Genomic DNA, 16,392 nt, shown 5'->3' on the forward strand with positions numbered 1-16,392 from the left:
ACCCGTGGGCACCACGGTCTTCGAACGAACCCCGCCCGCTCCCCGCGTCATCGCGCACGCGCTCGCCGGAACCCGGCAGAGCGTCTTCTGGCTCGACGACCTCCCCGCCTCCCGTCCGCGCGCGTCGTTCACCGGCGAGGCCACGGCCGACCTCGTCGTGATCGGCGCCGGGTACACCGGACTCTGGACGGCGCTCGCCGCGAAGCGCCGCGACCCGTCCGCGCGCGTCGTGATCCTCGAGGGCAAGCGGGTCGGCTGGGCGGCATCCGGTCGGAACGGCGGATTCTGCGAGGCGAGCCTCACCCACGGGCGTGACAACGGCCTGGCCCGGTGGCCGGACGAGATCGATCGACTCGACGAGATGGGGCTGGCGAACCTCGACGCGATGGGCGACGACATCGCGCGCCTGAAGATCGACGCCGATTGGGAGCGCACCGGCTCGCTCGGCGTCGCGATCGAGCCGCACCAGCTCGAATGGCTCGACGAATGGGCGGAGGATGCCGCCTCCCGCGGCGAGGAGGGCGTCGTCCGCCTCGACGAGCAGCAGACCCGCGCCGAGGTGAACTCGCCCACCTACCTCGGGGCGGTGTGGGAAAAGCGCTCCACGGCGATGGTCCACCCCGGGAAGCTCGCCGCGGGCCTCGCCCACGCGGCTGAGGAGGCCGGCGTCGAGATCTTCGAGGAGTCGCCCGTCCACGCCCTCGACGACGACGGCGACCGGCTCAAGGTCGTCACCCTGCGCGGCCGCATCACCGCGCCGCGCGTCGTGCTCGCCACGAACGTCTTCCCGTCGCTGCTGCGCCGCAACCGCCTGATGACGGTGCCGGTGTACGACTACGTGCTCATGACCGAGCCGCTCAGCGACGCGCAGCTCGCCGAGATCGGATGGAGCTCGCGCCAGGGCCTCAGCGACCTGGCGAACCAGTTCCACTACTACCGGCTGAGTCGCGACAACCGCATCCTCTTCGGCGGGTACGACGCGGTCTACCACTACGGCCGGCAGGTGCGTCAGCGTTACGAGGACCGCCCGGCATCCTTCGAGCGTCTGGCGAGCCACTTCTTCACGACGTTCCCGCAGTTGGAAGGCCTGCGCTTCACCCACAAGTGGGCGGGCGCGATCGACACGTCCACGCAGTTCAGCGCGTTCTACGGCACCGCGCGCGGCGGTCGCGTCGCCTACGCCGCAGGGTTCACGGGCCTCGGGGTCGCTGCGACGCGATTCGCGGGCGACGTCATGCTCGACCTGCTGGAGGGTGAGGCGACCGAGCGCACTGAGCTGGAGATGGTCCGCAAACGCCCCCTCCCGTTCCCGCCCGAGCCGGTCGCCGCCGTCGGCATCAACATGACGCGCTGGTCGCTCGACCGTGCCGACCACGATCGCGGGCGCCGCAACATCCTGCTGAAGACGCTCGACGCGCTCGGGCTGGGATTCGACTCGTGACGCGGCTCGTTCCCGGGCAGGCGACGGATGCCGCATCCCTGCCGGCCCCGTTCGTCCCGCTCGATCCCGACCTCGTCGTCTCGGGCACCCCGACCACCCGCTTCGTCGACCTCGACGAGACCTCGCACCGCACCGTCGGGGTGTGGGAGCACACCCCCGGCGTCTCGACGGACGTCGAGGCGGACGAGGTCTTCGTCGTGCTCGCCGGGGACGCGACCCTGACCTTCGACGGCGAGGACGCGCCGGCGCCCCTCACCCTCGCGCCGGGTGTCATCGTGCGCCTGTCCGAGGGGATGCGCACCACCTGGACGGTCCGCGAGACGCTGCGGAAGGTCTACATCTCGCCCTGAGGCGCCGCGGCGCGGACGCGCACAGGGCGCGGCATCCGTCTCGAGGATGATGCCCCCTCGCCGACGTACACCTCTCTGCCGACGCGGGGTAGAGAGCGGCTTGACACGATCGAGCGATGGAGAACACGAAGGCCGATCCTGCGCGTCCGCGCTCGGGTCGCAGGGTCGCCTGGACGATGTTCGCGATCACGGTCTCGGCGGCGGCCGCGGTGCTCCCCCACCTCGAGATCCGGGGTGTGGCCGCGATCCCCGTGGCGCAGGCGCTCGTTCCGGTCGGAGCGGTCGGTATCCTCGTGCTCGCCGGCGTCTCCCTGGTGCTCCGATCGTGGACGGCAGCGGCGGCCTTCGCGCTCGGCGCGGTGATCAGCGTCATCCCGACCCTCACCCCCGTGCACACGGGGGCGGGCGCGGACTGCGAGACCGACAGTTCGGCGACGATCCTGTCGTTCAACGCGAAGTTCGCGGATGCCGACCCGGCGGCCCTGTCCGATCTCATCCGTGACACGGAGCCGATCGCCGTCGTGCTGCTCGAGACGAGCGAGCCGTTAATCGATGCGGTCCTCATCGAGCACGGCCTGGGCGACGCGCTCCCCCACCGCTCGCGCGAGGTCTCGCCGGGGCCGGCGAGCGGAAGCGTGATCCTGTCGGCCTATCCCCTGTCCGACGAGGAGGACGTCCCCGGGAGCGCGTTCGACCAGGTCAGCGCTGTCGCGGCCGTGCCCGGTGCCGGCGACGTCCGGATCGCCGCGGTCCACCCGCCGCCCCCGGTGTGGCAGCCGAACGCGTGGCGCGACGGCCTGGACGACATCGCCGACTGGGTGCGCGACACCCCCGATGACACGCTCATCGTCACCGGGGATTTCAACGCCTCGTTCGCCCACCCCGCGCTGCGCCGGTTGGCCTCGGGTCTGCGGTCCGGCGCCGAAGCGGCGGGACCGATCCCGTGGCCCACCTGGCCGGAGGAGAAGGTGGTCCCCGCGTTCACGGCCATCGACCACGTCTTCGCCCGGGGTGCCGTACCCCTCGGATGGCGCACCATCGCCGTCGAGGGAAGCGACCACCGTGCCGTCATCGCCGAATGGGGCCTGTGCACCGGACACGCCGATCCCGCCCCATGAGACGATCGGGAACGTGAAGCCTGCCGTCCGTGCCGAGCTGGAAGCCCTCCGTCTCCGCGCCTACGGGCCCGATCTATTCGGGATGCCGGGTCGGGAGCTTCCCCGCGACCATCTCGGTGGGCGTCGACAGCGCCTCACCCCTGGAACTGCGCACCCAATTCCCGGGTGCCTCGCTGCAATTCATCAAGGACGGCGACCGAATCGGCGTCTTCCTCGGCTCGGATGACGCGGACTGACCGATGAGCGCCGGCATCCGTTCCGAGGGGCAACCGCCTGTCGTATCCCCGCGATCGGCGAGGCAGGATGTCGGGGTGTCGATCTTCTCCGGACTGAGCGCCTTCCCCCTCACGCCCCTGGTCGACGACACTGTCGACGAGTCCGCGTTCGTCGGGCTGATCGAACGCCTCGTCGACGCGGGCGTCGACTCGGTGACCGCGTTGGGCTCAACGGGGTCCGCCGCCTATCTCTCACGGAGTGAACGCGCCCTCGTGGCGCGGCGGGCCGTCCGGACGGCGGGGACCACCCCGGTTTTCGTGGGGATCAGCGCCCTGCGGACCAGCCACGTGCTCGAGCACGCCGAGGATGCGCAGGATGCCGGAGCGCGAGGCCTGATGCTCGCCCCCGTCAGCTACCAGCCCCTGACGCCCGACGACGTGTACCACCTGTTCGAGAGCGTCACAGAGCTGAGCGATGTTCCGGTGATCGTCTACGACAACCCGACCACGACCCGCTTCTTGTTCGATGACGACCTCTACGCCGCCATCGGCGCGTTGCCGGGCATCGCGTCGCTCAAGATCCCCGGGGTACCCGCCGGTGCGGAGGCAGCGCGGGCGAGGATCGATCGGCTCCGGGTCCTGCTCCCGGCACACGTCACGATCGGCGTCTCGGGAGACGCGCACGCTGCCGCGGGACTGGACGCGGGGTGCGACGCCTGGTACTCGGTCATCGCGGGCACGCTCCCGGCATCCGCCGTCGCGCTGGCTCGTGCCGGCTTCTCGGGCGACACGGAGGAGGCCCGGCGTCTTTCGTCGGAGCTGCAGCCGTTGTGGGAGGCGTTCTCGCAACACGGAAGTCTGCGGGTCATCGCGGCGGTCGCGGAGCACCTCGGCCTCGTCCACCCGCGAAGCCTTCCGCTGCCCATCCTCGGCCTGGACGACGCGGCACGCGCGCGTCTGCACGCCGTGCTCGCTGACCTCGGCCTCGGTGGACCCGACACGGGCACGGAACGATGAGCATGACACCGCCGCCGCGCCCCGACGACAGCGGGCGGGCCCTGACGGAGCGCGAACGGGACGTCCTGACGTTCATGGTCGATCGCGCTGTTCCGTTCGCGGGCGACCCACCGATCCCCGATGACACGCGGCGTCGCCTGCGCGAGCAGATCCCCGCGACCCGCGCCGGAGCACGGTGCCGATGCGGCACCTGTCCCTCGATCGAGCTTCAGGATGCCGACGGGGTGACCCCGAGCGGTGGCGCGCGGATCGTCCTGACCGCCGAGGGCCCCGGCGCCTCGCTCCTGCTGTTCATCGACGACGGCCGACTCAGCTACCTCGAGCTCGCTCCGCACGTCGATGACGTCGTCGCGGATTTTCCCCCGATCGAGGCGCTCACGGTCTGAGCCGATCCGCCGCTAACGCCGCGCGGCCTCTTCGCGGATGACGGCGGCCCGTCCTCTTCGCCTCGACGAACGGCCGCTGGTACCTCATCGGGTGGTGCCGCCTGCGCGACGCGATGCGCTGGATCGCCCTCTCCCGCATCGAGAAGGCGACCGTCACCCGCGCCGCGTGCAGCGGCCACTCGGTCGCCGAGGTCGGCGACCCACCGCCGCATGCCCGGCCCGTGCACGGCGAGCGCTCATGAGGGCGCCGACAGCTCCGCCTTCACTCCGCTGATCGGGGCAGGAGCCGGTTCACGAACTCGTCCACGACCTCGTCGAGCCCGAGACCGGTGTCGAGCGGCGCGGTGAGGTGGTCGAGCATGAGACCGTCGATCGCGTAGTGGAACAGGGCGATCTCCGCCCTTCCCCCGGGAAGACCCGCGTTCTCGTTGAAGTCGACGTCCGCCTCGAAGGATTCCTGCCGCCACTTTCCCAACGCCATAGCGACGGCGGGGCTCCGCGCCGATTCGATGCGCAGCTCGAACAACGCCAGCGACACGTGCGGATCCGCACGGAGCCGTCGGACGACATCACGCAGGTAGGCGGCGAAGAGAGCCCGATCCTGCAGGGACGAGGACTCCGCGGCGACGGCGGCGGGGTCGGGGGCGAGACGTTCACCGATGCGCGTGACGAGCGCGGCGATCAGGTCGTCGCGCCGGGGGAAGTAGTTGGACGCCGTGCCCTTCGGAGTACCGGCGGCGATGTCGACGGCACGATGCGTCAGACCCCGCGCGCCCGCTTCCGCCAGCACCCGGATTCCGGCGTCGGCGAGAGAAGCGCGTCGTGCGTCGTTGCGAGCCATGACGCCATGCTAGCCAAACCACGACGGCTGTTGTACATTAACCACGACACATGTCGTGATTGGAGACACCGTGCGAAACCTCGTCTACTACGTCGCCGTCAGCATCGACGGGTACATCGCCGACCCCAGCGGGGGATACGACTCCTTTCTCATCGACGGCGATCACTCCTCGGTGGTGTTCGGCGACTACGCCGACGCGCTCCCGGCGCATGTTCACGCCGCGCGAGGAACCGAGCCTCCGCGAACCCGCTTCGACACCGTGATCATGGGGTGGAACACCCTCGGCCCCGCCCGCGACGCGGGCATCGCCAGCCCATACCCGCACCTCCGTCAGATCGTCGCGAGTCGGCACGCGCGCGAGGTGGATCCGTCGATCACTCTCACCGATGACCCGCTCCGCACCGTCCGCTCCCTGAAGCAGGATGACGGAGCGGACATCTGGCTCTGCGGCGGCGGCGACCTCGCCGCGACACTGCTCCCCGAGATCGATCGTCTCGTTCTGAAACGGCATCCCGTCGTCTTCGGATCCGGCGTGCACCTGTTCGGTTCTGCGCCCTACGCGTCGCGTGGGTTCACGCCGGTGGCGGCGCGTTCGTTCACCTCGGGCGTGGTGGTCGAAGAGTACGTCGCCGCGGCGGCCTAGCGTCCGGCCGAGCGGCGGACGAGAAGCGCGAGGTGCAGCGCGGTCTGCGTCTCGCCGTCGTCGAGGTCGGCATCCAGGAGCTCCTCGATGAGCGAGATGCGCTGATAGAACACCGAGCGCGAGAGGTGCGACGCGGATGCCGCGGCGGTGCGGTTGCCGGGATGCGCGAGCATCGCCTCCAGCACGTCGAGGAGGTCGCCACCGCGGCCGAGGTCGTGCATCACGAGCGGGGCGAGCATCCTCTCGCCGTGCTCGAGCACCCGCGGATCGTCGCGGAGAGCCGTGACGAGCTGCACGAGCGGGCGATGTTCGGCCCGTCGCAGCTGAACCTCCCGCCCGGCGCGCCGACGCCGTCCGCGCGCGAGATCGACGGCCTCGTGAAGCGACGCGAGGGCCTGCTCGAGGTCATCGCCGCCACGGCCGACCGACACGGTGAGGCGTTCGACGTCGGCACCCGGCCCGGCCGCCGCGCGCGCGAATCCTCGCGCGGCATCGTCGTCGAGAACGGTCCCGGCGGGGAGGGAGAGGAGGATCGTCGCCGACGGCGCGGGCACCCCCTCGGCGGTGGACCCGGCGACCGCACGACCGCCGATCGCCCGGGCCGCGGCATCCGCCGCCTCCGCCGTCACCGCCGCGCCCGAGATCACCAGACCGTAGAGGTGCGCGGAATGCAGCGGCAGACCCGCCGCCTCAAGACGCGCCGTCGCTCCCCCGAGACCCGCGAAGCGCCCCGCGAGGAGTCCGTCGACGAGGCGCCGGCGACCGACGCGGCCCCACTCGTCGTCGTCGGCTCCGGCCAGGCGTCCGACGGCGAGCGCGATCGCTCCCTGCTCGAGCACCGCGGCGCGTCCCGCGGCGTGATCAGGACCGGGCAGTGCGATCAGATGCCCCCAACGGATGCCGCGGGCCTCGACCGGGACGATCAGCCAGTCCTCGCCCGATCCCGGACGCCCCCGTTCGTCGCGGAGCTCGGCCCGGCGGTGGGCCGACCGCGATCGGAGCTCCCAGTCGGTGAAGAGCTCCTCCTCGAGCGCGAGGGGCACCTCGGCGGCGACGACCTCGTGCCCGAGGTTCTCCAGCACCACCGGCGCCTGGAGAGTCTGCGCGAGCTGGTGCACGATGAAGTCGGCGGGCGAGCCGCGCAGCACGAGCGCCGTGAAGCGCTCCCGCACCTCGTCGCGGGCGCGGAGGGCATCGGTCTGGCCGGTGATGATGCGGCTGTGCACCGCCTCGGTGACCGTGACGAACTTCACCTCGCGGTGCAGGACGATCAGCGCGAGCCCGCGTTCCCGTGCCGCCTCGCGCACGACGGTCGGCGGGTAGCGGTAGTGCGTGCCGAGTTCGAGGACGATGCCGGCGGATCCGGCATCCGAGAGTCCCGCGACGAAGGCGCGGAGCTCCGCCGGCTCGGACGGCCACGACGATCCGGTCGACAGCAGCAGCTCGCCGCCGTTGAGCAGCCGGGCAACGCCCGCACTGTCGGAGACGTGCAGCCAGCGCACGCGGGCATCCAGTGCCGCATCGCCGACGAGCACTTCCGGAACGCCCTGGGCGACCGCCTCGAGCGCGAGGACCTCGCGCACCGTGGGCAGGGTCGGAGAGTCGGACCAGGATGTCGGACGATCCGTCTGGATCGCCCGATCTTCGCGACGTTCGGGCATCACAGGAGGATCTTCCGCTCTGACAGGCTGGGACGCACTCACCCTATTGCATGCCCGGTCGATCTGTCCGGAGACCCCAGGAGCTGTCGATGAGCACCGTTCGCCACCACATCAACGGAGCCGAGGCGGGCGAGGGCGCCCGCACCGGCCGCATCTACGACCCGGCCACCGGCGCCGTCGCCCGCGAAGTCGCTTTCGCCGACACCGCCGAGGTGGAAGCGGCGATCGCCGCCGCCCGCGAAGCCCTTCCCGCATGGCGCGCGACGGGACTCGTCCGCCGCGCCGACGTGTTCTTCCGGCTCCGCCAGCTCCTCATCGAACGCCAGGACGACCTCGCCGCGATCATCACCGCCGAGCACGGCAAGGTCCTGAGCGACGCCAAGGGCGAGATCAGCCGCGGCATCGAGAACGTCGAGTTCGCCGCCGGTCTCGTCCACCTGCTCAAGGGCGAGCGCAGCGAACAGGTGTCGCGCGGTGTCGACGTGCACTCGGTCAAGCAGCCGGTGGGCGTCGTCGGAGCGATCACCCCGTTCAACTTCCCCGTGATGGTGCCGCTGTGGATGATGAGCTCCGCCATCGCCTGCGGCAACACCGTCGTGCTGAAGCCCAGCGAGAAGGACCCGAGCGCGTCGATCTTCCTCGCGCGGCTGTTCGAGGAGGCGGGGCTTCCCGCCGGCGTCCTCAACGTCGTCCACGGTGACAAGGTCGCCGTCGACGCGCTGCTGGATTCCCCCGATGTCCGCGCGATCAGCTTCGTCGGGTCCACCCCCGTCGCCCGCTCGATCTACGAGCGCGGTACCGCGCAGGGAAAGCGGGTCCAGGCACTCGGCGGCGCGAAGAACCACATGGTCGTCATGCCGGATGCCGATCTCGACGGCGCAGCGGATGCCGCCGTCTCGGCCGCCTACGGCTCCGCCGGCGAGCGCTGCATGGCCGTCTCGGTGCTCGTGGCGGTCGGCGACGACGTCGCGGACGCGCTCGTGGCGAAGGTCGCCGAGCGCGTGCAGGGCCTTCGCATCGGGCCGGGCACCGACCCCGAGAGCGAGATGGGTCCCCTCATCACGGGCGAGCACCGCGACAAGGTCGCCTCCTACGTCACGGGCGCGACCGCCGAGGGCGCCGAGGTCGTCGTCGACGGCACGACCGCGGAGTTCGACTCGGACGGCTTCTTCATCGGCGTCTCGCTGGTCGACCGCGTCCGCCCCGGCATGCGCGTCTACGACGAGGAGATCTTCGGCCCCGTCCTCTCGGTCGTCCGCGTGCAGACCTACGCCGAGGCGGTCGAGCTGATCAACGCCAACAGCTTCGCCAACGGCACCGCGATCTTCACCCGCGACGGCGGCACCGCCCGCCAGTTCGAGATCGACATCGAGGTCGGCATGGTCGGCATCAACGTGCCGATCCCCGTGCCGATCGGCGCGTACTCGTTCGGCGGGTGGAAGAACTCCCTCTTCGGCGACTCGCACATGTACGGCCCCGAGTCGATCCACTTCTACACGCGCTCCAAGGTCGTGACCACCCGGTGGCCCGACCACACCCCCACCCAGGTCGACCTGGGATTCCCGAGCAACCACTGACGCCCCGGCATCACTGACGCCTCACCTCACGGAGACCGCCATGACCAGCATCCTCCCCTCTGATCTCGACACCGATCAGCGCGTGCGCGCCGACGACCGCGGGCACGTGTTCCATTCGTGGAGCGCGCAGGCGCTGATCGATCCGCTGCCGGTCGCCGGCGGGGAGGGCGCGACGTTCTGGGACTACGCCGGCAACTCCTACCTCGACTTCAGCTCGCAGCTGGTGAACCTGAACCTCGGGCACCAGCATCCGGATCTCGTCCGGGCGATCCAGGAGCAGGCGGGGCGGCTCGCGACGATCCAGCCGTCGATGGCGAACGACGTGCGGGGCGATCTCGCCCGGCGCATCAGCGAGGTCGCGCCCGACGGGATGTCGAAGGTGTTCTTCACCAACGGCGGCGCCGACGCGAACGAGAACGCCGTCCGCATGGCGCGGCTCGTGACCGGGCGCCGGAAGGTGCTCTCGGCCTATCGGAGCTACCACGGCAACACCACCACGGCGATCTCGCTGACCGGCGACCCGCGTCGCTGGGCGAACGAGCCGGGCGACGGATCGGTGGCCCACTTCTTCGGGCCCTACCCCTACCGCTCCGCGTTCCACGCGTCTTCCGACGAGGAGGAGGCCGAGCGCGCACTGGCGCACCTGGAGCAGACGATCATCCTCGAGGGCGCCTCGACGATCGCCGCGATCATCCTCGAGACCGTCGTCGGCACCAACGGCGTGCTGATCCCGCCGCCCGGGTACCTCGCCGGCGTCCGCGAGCTGTGCGACCGCTACGGCATCATCTACATCGCCGACGAGGTCATGGTCGGCTTCGGGCGCATCGGCGAGTGGTTCGCCTTCCAGGCCTACGACGTCGCCCCCGATCTGATCACCTTCGCCAAGGGCGTGAACTCCGGGTACGTGCCGCTCGGCGGCGTGGTCATCTCCGACCGGATCGCGGCGCACTTCGACACCGTCGCCTTCCCCGGGGGACTCACGTACTCCGGGCATCCGCTCGCCTGCGCGGCGGGCGTCGCCACGTTCGAGGTGTTCGAACGCGACGGCATCCTCGAGCGCGTCCGCGGCCTCGGATCCCGCGTCGTCGAGCCGCGCCTGCGCGAGATGGCAGCGCGGCATCCGTCGGTCGGCGACGTCCGCGGCCGCGGACTCTTCTGGGCGATCGAGCTCGTGCGCGACCGCGAGACCCGCGAGCCGCTCGTGCCGTTCAACGCCGGCGGGAAGGATGCCGCGCCCATGGGCGAGGTCGCCGCGGCGTGCAAGAGCGGCGGGGTGTGGCCGTTCACGCACTTCAACCGACTCCACGTCGCACCCCCGCTGGTGATCTCCGAAGACGAGCTGACGCGCGGCCTGGACGTCATCGACCGGGCGCTCTCGGCCGCGGACGCCTACGCCCACTGACCCCGTTCGCGGGCGCCGCGCGGGCCGCGGCATCCGTTCTCCCCTCCGCACCGAATATTCGTTGCATCAGGTGCATCCGAGAAGACCGATTCACCGGAATGAATAGTCACAGGGATCGGTTGTTCCTGTACTCGGTACACGATCCGTCGGAGGAGGGGCCTCGTGGGTAAGAACTACATCGACATCGAAAACGACCAGGGTGAAACCCTGCGTTACCGCAAGCACGCCAATGGCCGGGGGCTGATCGCGCACGGCGCGAAAGTCCACGCGTCGGCGCTCGTCGAAGCCGGCGCCTACGTCGAACCCGGCGTGCGCGTGGCCGAAGGGGCGTTCATCGGCAAGGGGGTGTGGATCGAGTCCGGTGTCATCATCGGACCCGGCGCCCGCATCGCCCCGCACGCCCACGTCGGCCCGGACGCCGTCATCGGCGGGAACGCGAAGATCGGCATCCGGTGCGAGATCGGGGCCGGCGCGAAGGTCGCGCCCGGTTCGATCCTCCCCGACGACGAGTCCGTCGCCGCGGGGAAGACGCTGATCACCGATCGACGCGGGCTGCGCCACATCGCCTGACGACATCCGTGGGGGTGGCGGCGGCTAGCCTGTCGCCGTGAGCCCCCTCGGACGACGACGCGTGCGCCGGCGAGTCCTCTTCGCCGTTTCGCTGGCCGCTGCTGCGCTCGTCGTCTTCGTCTTCGTTGTTCCCCTCGTCACTGATCGATCTTCTGGCGTTGCTGCGGGTGTCCCCTCCCCACCCGCAGACGCCGAGCTGATCGAGATCGTGTCGATCACGGACGGCGACACCGTGCGCGCACGCAGCGTTGCGGACGGTGGTGTGTTGCTTGGCGACGAGGATGAACCTGTGCGGCTGATCGGCGTGGACACCCCCGAGGTCAGGCCCGACGTCGAGTGCGGCGGCGCGGAGGCCACGCGCGCACTCGAGGACCTGCTGCCGGTCGGCTCGCGAGCATGGGCTTCGTCGGATGCCGAGCCGCGCGACCGGTACGACCGGGCGCTGCTCTACCTGTGGACCGAGGATGGCGCCTTCGTGAACCACGTGCTGGTAGCCACGGGTGCGGGCGTCGCCCTCGAGGTCGAGCCGAACTCGCGATATGCCGACCTGTTCGCGTCGGCCGAGGCATCCGCCCGGACTGCGGACGCCGGACTCTGGGGGACGTGCCACTGAGCGTCACACAGCGGCGGCGGCCGCGCCTGCTGACGCGCCCGCGATGATCGTGAGGACGAGCCCGATAGCCGGGAGCGTGCCCTGGATGAGCGCCGGACGCAGATAACGCGCACCGGAGGTGACGAGCACGACCGCAGCGGCGAGCATCGACCCGAGCGAGAAGACCACGAGGGCGAAGCCGGCGACGGTGGTCGCGGCATCCGTCGTCCACCACAGCACAAGGCCGACCGCCGTCCCGATGGCGAGGAAGAGGTTGTAGAAGCCCTGGTTGTAGGCCATCGGCCGGGTCGCGTCGGCGGTGGCCTGATCGCGCACCCCGAAGCGACGCCACACGCGCGGTTTGGACCAGCCGATACTCTCCATCACGAAGATGAGGACGTGCAGTGCTGCGGCGAGCGCGGCCACGACGGTGGCGAGCAGAGCGATCATGGGGGAACTCTACGAGCGGGCTACGCTGTGCGTCATGGTCTCGGGCGGCGGTTCACGCAGAGGAACGGGTTCCGGCGGAAAGCCGGGGCGTCGTCCCGCGCCGGCGCGGTCGGGGAAACCCGCACCGGCGCGGAAGCCCGCACCCCGGAAGACCAAAGCCGCCGAGGTCGCGGCATCCGTTCCTCCGCCGCTCGGGCCGATCCGTCTCGGGGCGGTGCCGGGCGCGACGCCGGGCAAGTGGATCGACATCTGGAACTCCCGCGCGCCGCACGCGCCGCTCGTGCTGGTGGAGGTCTCCGCCGCCACCCAGCACCGCGCGCTTGTCGAGGGTGAGGTCGACGCCGCGATCGTACGTTTGCCCATCACGGATGCCGACGACCTGCACGTGATCCCGTTGTACGAGGAGCTGCCGGTGGCGGTGTTCGCCGCCGACTCGCACCTCGCCGCCGCGGAGGAGCTCGACCTCGCCGACCTCGAGGGCGAAGTCGTCGTGGTGCCGGCGGACGACGTGCTGCGCGCCCGCGTGCCGGGTGCGATCGCGCCGCGCTTCGCCGCGCCGGCCGACACCGCGGAGGCGGTCGCGATCGTCGCGTCCGGCGTCGGGGTGATCTTGATCCCGCTCTCGCTCGCACGCGCGAACCGCCGCAAGGACGTCGACCACCGTCCGGTGCGCGACGCGCCCCACTCTCCCGTGGGTCTCGCGTGGCTGCGCGACCGGACGACGCCCGAGATCGAGGCATTCGTCGGCATCGTGCGCGGCCGCACCGCTCACTCGTCCCGCTCCTGACCCGCGCTCGGCCCCGGCCGGCACGCGGAAGCCGCGGGCCGAACTCCTCAAATCCGGCGCCGATCCTGCCGATACGCCTCGAAACCGGCCTCCCGCGCGCGAACCAGAGGAGTTCGGTACGCCCGCGGCGCGGTCCTCGGCTCCCGCCGGTGTGACCGGAGCCGAGCCGGTGTGGCCGACCCCGCGCCGGGTGTGTCGGCGGCAGGGTGCACCGGCTTCCCGGAGCCGAACTCCTCAAACCCAGGGCCGAACCGGGCCCCAGAGCCCGAAACCCGCACTCCAGGCGCGGATGAGAGGAGTTCGGCACGCGTGCCGGCCGGCACCCGCCGGTCGTGCCGGCCGGCGCCACCGACCCGGGCGCACTGGCCGGCACGCGGAAGAGGCGGACCGAACTCCTCAATTCCGACGCCGTTCTGGCCCGCGAGCCCCGAAACCGGCTTCCCGCACGCGAATCAGAGGAGTTCGGTACGCGCCGCCGGCGGCGGCCGGCCGGCGGAGGCCGGCTGCGGCGCGAGGAGATCCGGGCCTAACTCCTCAAAACTGCGGCCGCACCGGACCCCCAGAGCTCGAAACCGGCCATACGGGCCCGGATCGGAGGAGTTCGGCACGCGCGGGCACCGCCGCGGAGACGAAGACGGGGGATGTCGCCGACCTGGGTCTCTGCGACATCCCCCGCGGAGCCGGCCCTCGGAAGTCCACGTCCCCCATGGTTACTTCCGGCCCCCAGTATCCGATGCCCCCCGGCATCGAACTGCGTGAGCCGCTCCGATGTGGAAGAGCACCCCGGGACGGCCCTGATACACCCTGTCCAAAGTTTTTCTGAAAGTCCGCAAAGCCGCCTCAGAAACCGGCGCCGTGCACCTGGAACGGCGCCACGATCCCCGTCCGCGCGGATGCCGCAGCCAACGCCTCCGCCGGCGCCTGCCTCTCCGCGAGGGCAACGTGCACCGCCCCGAGCAGCTCGCACGCGTCGTCGTCGGCGACGATCACGGGCGCGGCGATGACGCTCCGCGCCCCGGCGTGGAGCCAGACCCGGCTCATGCCGATCGCCTCCTCACCCCAGCGCACCGCAGACCGCCCGCCCTCGCAGGCGGACAGCACCACGAGCGACGGCACGTGCGGCATGAGGTCGACGTCGTATCCGAACAGGGTGCCGTCGCCGAGCTCCAGCCCCGAGAAGAGCGGGTTGTCGGCGGCGTGCCGGCCGTGCGCGGCGATGTGCAGCGCGTCGACGTCACCGGCCAGCTCGATCGCATCGCCGACGGATGCCGCGGCCTCCACCCGCGCGTCCCCCCATGCCGCCGCGCCGACGGCCACCTCCTCCGCCCCGCGCCGCGTCCGCGGACCCACCGCGAATCCGGCCCGCACCACCGCCGCCGCCGGGTGAACCTCCCGGTCCGCAACCCAGCGTGACGCCGACACCGCGAGCGTCGTCACGCGCCCGCGGAACGCCGGCAGCATCGTCCATGGGATGCCGCTGAGCACGCCGGGGGCGGTGAGCACGATCCGCCGCGTGCCGGCGGCCGCGACCGCGTCGTCGGCGAGAAGCGCCGACAGCCGCGCAAGCCGCGCGTCCAGCGAGCGCCGCACGACCTCGCCCATGCGTCCGCGGATGGACGCGGCCATGTCGAGGTCCGACCGGAGTCCGGGCAGCATCCGCCGCACCTCGTCCCACCCGGGCATCGGCCGCAGCTGCACCCCCGCTTCGGTGAGGACGAGCACGCTCAACCGGTCGCCCGAGAAGACGTACGACAGCATCGCCGTCTCGTGATCCAGCGCCGCCTGAACCTCCTCCACCGAGACGCGGGCGCGCGCCGATGCCGCCGCGACGTCGACCCACTGTCGCTCGCGCACGCGCTCCTGCAGCGCCCGCACGCGCGGATCCGCCTGCCATTCCGGGCCCTCGCTGCGCAGCATCCGGAGTTCGGCGAGGTCGCGCGCGAGCGCGGGGTCGGGCGGGGGCCGCAGCGGCACGACCTGGGCGGCGGCGTGCCGCGCACGCTCGGACCACTCGAACACCACGTCGGGCCGCTCCGACCGCACGGCCGCGTCGAGCCCCGCCCCAAGCAGACCGGTCCCGTGCATCGCGGTGGACGTGTGCAGATCGATGCTGCCGAATCCCGCCCGCCAGCTCTCGAGCTCCGCGAGCCCCTCCGCGGCGTGCCGCCGAGCCCGCCCCAGCTCCCCGCGCGCCGCCGAGCGCACCGCGCGCACCTCGTGCGCGAGAAGCCGCACGTCCAGGCTCGCCGTCGGCGGAACCCGCGCCGCCCGCACCGGCCGCGCCCCCTCCGGCATCCGCTGTCGGGCGCGCCACAGGTCGAAACTCAATCGCACGGATGCCGCGTCACTGCGAAACCCGTGTCGGTGAAGCTCAGCGGCCACGGCGTCGACGTCGCTCTCCTCGAGCACACGATCGGGCGCGGAGACCCGTCCGCCGCTCTCGGTCACGGCGCCGGAACGGAGATCGGCGAGCACACGGATGCCGTCGGCCCGCGCCGCCCATGCCGCGTTGTCGAGCGCCCGGAACCGGTCCGCCGCGTCGGCCGCCACCCGTCGCGCCTCATCCGCGTCGTGCACAAGGAGCGACTTGGCCAGCTGCAGCTCGGTCTCCGCGCGCGCCTGCGGCATCCCCTCAGCGGCGAAGATCTCGGCCGCGGAGCGGAGCAGCTCTTCGGCCTCACGGACCGAACCGGCTTCGCGCAGCGCCTCGGCGCGGTCGGCGTCACCGACGGCGGCCGCCACGGGCGACACCGCCCCGGCGACCGGCCGTGCCCGCGCCATGTCGCGGAGGGCTCCGACGAGATCCCCCTCCAGGAGCGAGATGTATCCCTCGTTGTGCAGGGCCTGCGCGGCATCGACGGCCAGACCTGCGGCCCGGAAGATCGCCGCCGCGGTGCGGACGTCCGCGCGCGCCTCCGGCAGCGCCCGCCGGTGGATGCGCACCAGGCACCGGTTCACGAGCAGGTTCGCCGCCTCGGGACTGTCGGCGTCGAGCACGTCGATCGCGCGGGTCAGCCACGCGTCGGCCTCGTCGAAGCGCCCCCGCTGTTCGGCGATGCTCCCCAGCTGCCCCGCGGCGAGCGCGTAGGTCGCGGGGTCGATGCCTTCGCATTCCAGCGCGTCACGACACAGGATGTCGGCCCGCTCGGGTTCGCCGAGGCGCGCCGCGACGTAGCCGAGGGTTCCGAGCACGCGGGAGCGGAGATTCGGCTCCGCATCGGTCAGATCGATGCGGAGCAGCACCTCCTGCGCGTCGCCGTAGCGCCCGTCGTTCGACAGGCGCACCGCGTCGGCGTGGAGCGCGTCCCCCGTGCTCTGCATCCCCTCATCATGGCGCGCGCG

General features: G+C 71.7%; 16 protein-coding genes and 1 pseudogene. 13 read left to right on the forward strand and 4 right to left on the reverse strand.

The features are described 5' to 3' along the window. Window positions 1-4: 4 nt before the first annotated feature. From KZC50_RS02660 to KZC50_RS02690, 7 genes and pseudogenes are all read left to right on the forward strand, one after another. A complete protein-coding gene (locus KZC50_RS02660; protein WP_236967915.1) occupies window positions 5-1,441 on the forward strand; it encodes an NAD(P)/FAD-dependent oxidoreductase in 1,437 nt (478 codons plus the stop codon). Continuing rightward, window positions 1,438-1,791, forward strand: coding sequence for a cupin domain-containing protein (locus KZC50_RS02665; protein WP_053546430.1), 354 nt, complete (start codon window positions 1,438-1,440; stop codon window positions 1,789-1,791). The genes KZC50_RS02660 and KZC50_RS02665 overlap by 4 nt, the downstream gene beginning before the upstream one ends. Before the next feature lie 116 nt (window positions 1,792-1,907). Next, entirely contained in the window at window positions 1,908-2,909 is a 1,002-nt protein-coding gene (locus tag KZC50_RS02670; protein ID WP_310890531.1) for an endonuclease/exonuclease/phosphatase family protein, read from the forward strand. A gap of 29 nt (window positions 2,910-2,938) precedes the next feature. Further along, a complete protein-coding gene (locus tag KZC50_RS02675) occupies window positions 2,939-3,145 on the forward strand; it encodes a hypothetical protein (protein ID WP_310890532.1) in 207 nt (68 codons plus the stop codon). Between the two features lie 81 nt (window positions 3,146-3,226). After that, window positions 3,227-4,141: a dihydrodipicolinate synthase family protein gene (locus KZC50_RS02680; RefSeq protein ID WP_310891518.1), complete on the forward strand. Its 915-nt coding sequence runs from the start codon at window positions 3,227-3,229 to the stop codon at window positions 4,139-4,141. 2 nt (window positions 4,142-4,143) lie between these two features. Then, the gene (locus tag KZC50_RS02685; RefSeq protein ID WP_053546433.1) at window positions 4,144-4,527 is read left to right on the forward strand and encodes a hypothetical protein; all 384 of its coding nucleotides are present in this window, start codon (window positions 4,144-4,146) and stop codon (window positions 4,525-4,527) included. A 47-nt stretch (window positions 4,528-4,574) separates the two neighbouring features. Further along, window positions 4,575-4,769 (forward strand): annotated as a pseudogene (locus KZC50_RS02690) (WYL domain-containing protein); the annotation flags it as partial. Between the two features lie 20 nt (window positions 4,770-4,789). Here the strand turns inward: KZC50_RS02690 and KZC50_RS02695 are convergent. After that, window positions 4,790-5,368, reverse strand: a complete 579-nt coding sequence (locus KZC50_RS02695; protein WP_310890533.1) for a TetR/AcrR family transcriptional regulator — start codon at window positions 5,366-5,368, stop codon at window positions 4,790-4,792. A 70-nt stretch (window positions 5,369-5,438) separates the two neighbouring features. Here KZC50_RS02695 and KZC50_RS02700 point away from each other — a divergent pair, with 70 nt between their 5' ends. Then, on the forward strand, window positions 5,439-6,011 hold the full coding sequence (locus tag KZC50_RS02700; protein WP_236967908.1) for a dihydrofolate reductase family protein: 573 nt from the start codon (window positions 5,439-5,441) through the stop codon (window positions 6,009-6,011). Here KZC50_RS02700 and KZC50_RS02705 read toward each other — a convergent pair. Beyond that, on the reverse strand, window positions 6,008-7,672 hold the full coding sequence (locus tag KZC50_RS02705; protein WP_310890534.1) for a PucR family transcriptional regulator: 1,665 nt from the start codon (window positions 7,670-7,672) through the stop codon (window positions 6,008-6,010). The genes KZC50_RS02700 and KZC50_RS02705 overlap by 4 nt on opposite strands. A gap of 89 nt (window positions 7,673-7,761) precedes the next feature. Between KZC50_RS02705 and KZC50_RS02710 the strand changes: the two genes are divergently transcribed. The 4 genes from KZC50_RS02710 (at window position 7,762) to KZC50_RS02725 (ending at window position 11,834) form a co-directional block, all read left to right on the forward strand. After that, entirely contained in the window at window positions 7,762-9,249 is a 1,488-nt protein-coding gene (locus tag KZC50_RS02710) for a CoA-acylating methylmalonate-semialdehyde dehydrogenase (protein WP_310890535.1), read from the forward strand. Between the two features lie 40 nt (window positions 9,250-9,289). After that, the gene (locus KZC50_RS02715) at window positions 9,290-10,651 is read left to right on the forward strand and encodes an aspartate aminotransferase family protein (RefSeq protein WP_310890536.1); all 1,362 of its coding nucleotides are present in this window, start codon (window positions 9,290-9,292) and stop codon (window positions 10,649-10,651) included. Between the two features lie 162 nt (window positions 10,652-10,813). Then, the gene (locus KZC50_RS02720; protein WP_053546441.1) at window positions 10,814-11,221 is read left to right on the forward strand and encodes a transferase; all 408 of its coding nucleotides are present in this window, start codon (window positions 10,814-10,816) and stop codon (window positions 11,219-11,221) included. A gap of 37 nt (window positions 11,222-11,258) precedes the next feature. After that, complete coding sequence (locus KZC50_RS02725; protein ID WP_310890537.1) at window positions 11,259-11,834, forward strand: thermonuclease family protein; 576 nt, start codon at window positions 11,259-11,261, stop codon at window positions 11,832-11,834. A gap of 3 nt (window positions 11,835-11,837) precedes the next feature. Here the strand turns inward: KZC50_RS02725 and KZC50_RS02730 are convergent, their stop codons facing one another. After that, window positions 11,838-12,263 (reverse strand): DUF1304 domain-containing protein, encoded by a 426-nt coding sequence (locus KZC50_RS02730; protein WP_375294561.1) that lies wholly within the window; start codon window positions 12,261-12,263, stop codon window positions 11,838-11,840. Here KZC50_RS02730 and KZC50_RS02735 point away from each other — a divergent pair. Then, entirely contained in the window at window positions 12,262-13,050 is a 789-nt protein-coding gene (locus KZC50_RS02735; protein WP_310890538.1) for a LysR family substrate-binding domain-containing protein, read from the forward strand. The two genes, KZC50_RS02730 and KZC50_RS02735, sit on opposite strands and share 2 nt — an antisense overlap. Window positions 13,051-13,890: 840 nt before the next feature. Here KZC50_RS02735 and KZC50_RS02740 read toward each other — a convergent pair. Continuing rightward, complete coding sequence (locus KZC50_RS02740; protein WP_310890539.1) at window positions 13,891-16,371, reverse strand: CHAT domain-containing protein; 2,481 nt, start codon at window positions 16,369-16,371, stop codon at window positions 13,891-13,893. Window positions 16,372-16,392 lie beyond the last annotated feature (21 nt).

The organism is Microbacterium aurantiacum (assembly GCF_031625015.1).
GTDB lineage: Bacteria > Actinomycetota > Actinomycetes > Actinomycetales > Microbacteriaceae > Microbacterium > Microbacterium aurantiacum.

Excerpts from the sequence above, each read along its gene's own strand:
- KZC50_RS02670 (WP_310890531.1), top strand. The coding sequence starts at position 1,908 with ATGGAGAACACGAAGGCCGATCCTGCGCGTCCGCGCTCGGGTCGCAGG.
- KZC50_RS02685 (WP_053546433.1), top strand. The coding sequence starts at position 4,144 with ATGACACCGCCGCCGCGCCCCGACGACAGCGGGCGGGCCCTGACGGAG.
- KZC50_RS02695 (WP_310890533.1), bottom strand. The coding sequence starts at position 5,368 with ATGGCTCGCAACGACGCACGACGCGCTTCTCTCGCCGACGCCGGAATC.
- KZC50_RS02705 (WP_310890534.1), bottom strand. The coding sequence starts at position 7,672 with ATGCCCGAACGTCGCGAAGATCGGGCGATCCAGACGGATCGTCCGACA.
- KZC50_RS02710 (WP_310890535.1), top strand. The coding sequence starts at position 7,762 with ATGAGCACCGTTCGCCACCACATCAACGGAGCCGAGGCGGGCGAGGGC.
- KZC50_RS02715 (WP_310890536.1), top strand. The coding sequence starts at position 9,290 with ATGACCAGCATCCTCCCCTCTGATCTCGACACCGATCAGCGCGTGCGC.
- KZC50_RS02735 (WP_310890538.1), top strand. The coding sequence starts at position 12,262 with ATGGGGGAACTCTACGAGCGGGCTACGCTGTGCGTCATGGTCTCGGGC.
- KZC50_RS02730 (WP_375294561.1), bottom strand. The coding sequence starts at position 12,263 with ATGATCGCTCTGCTCGCCACCGTCGTGGCCGCGCTCGCCGCAGCACTG.
- KZC50_RS02740 (WP_310890539.1), bottom strand. The coding sequence starts at position 16,371 with ATGCAGAGCACGGGGGACGCGCTCCACGCCGACGCGGTGCGCCTGTCG.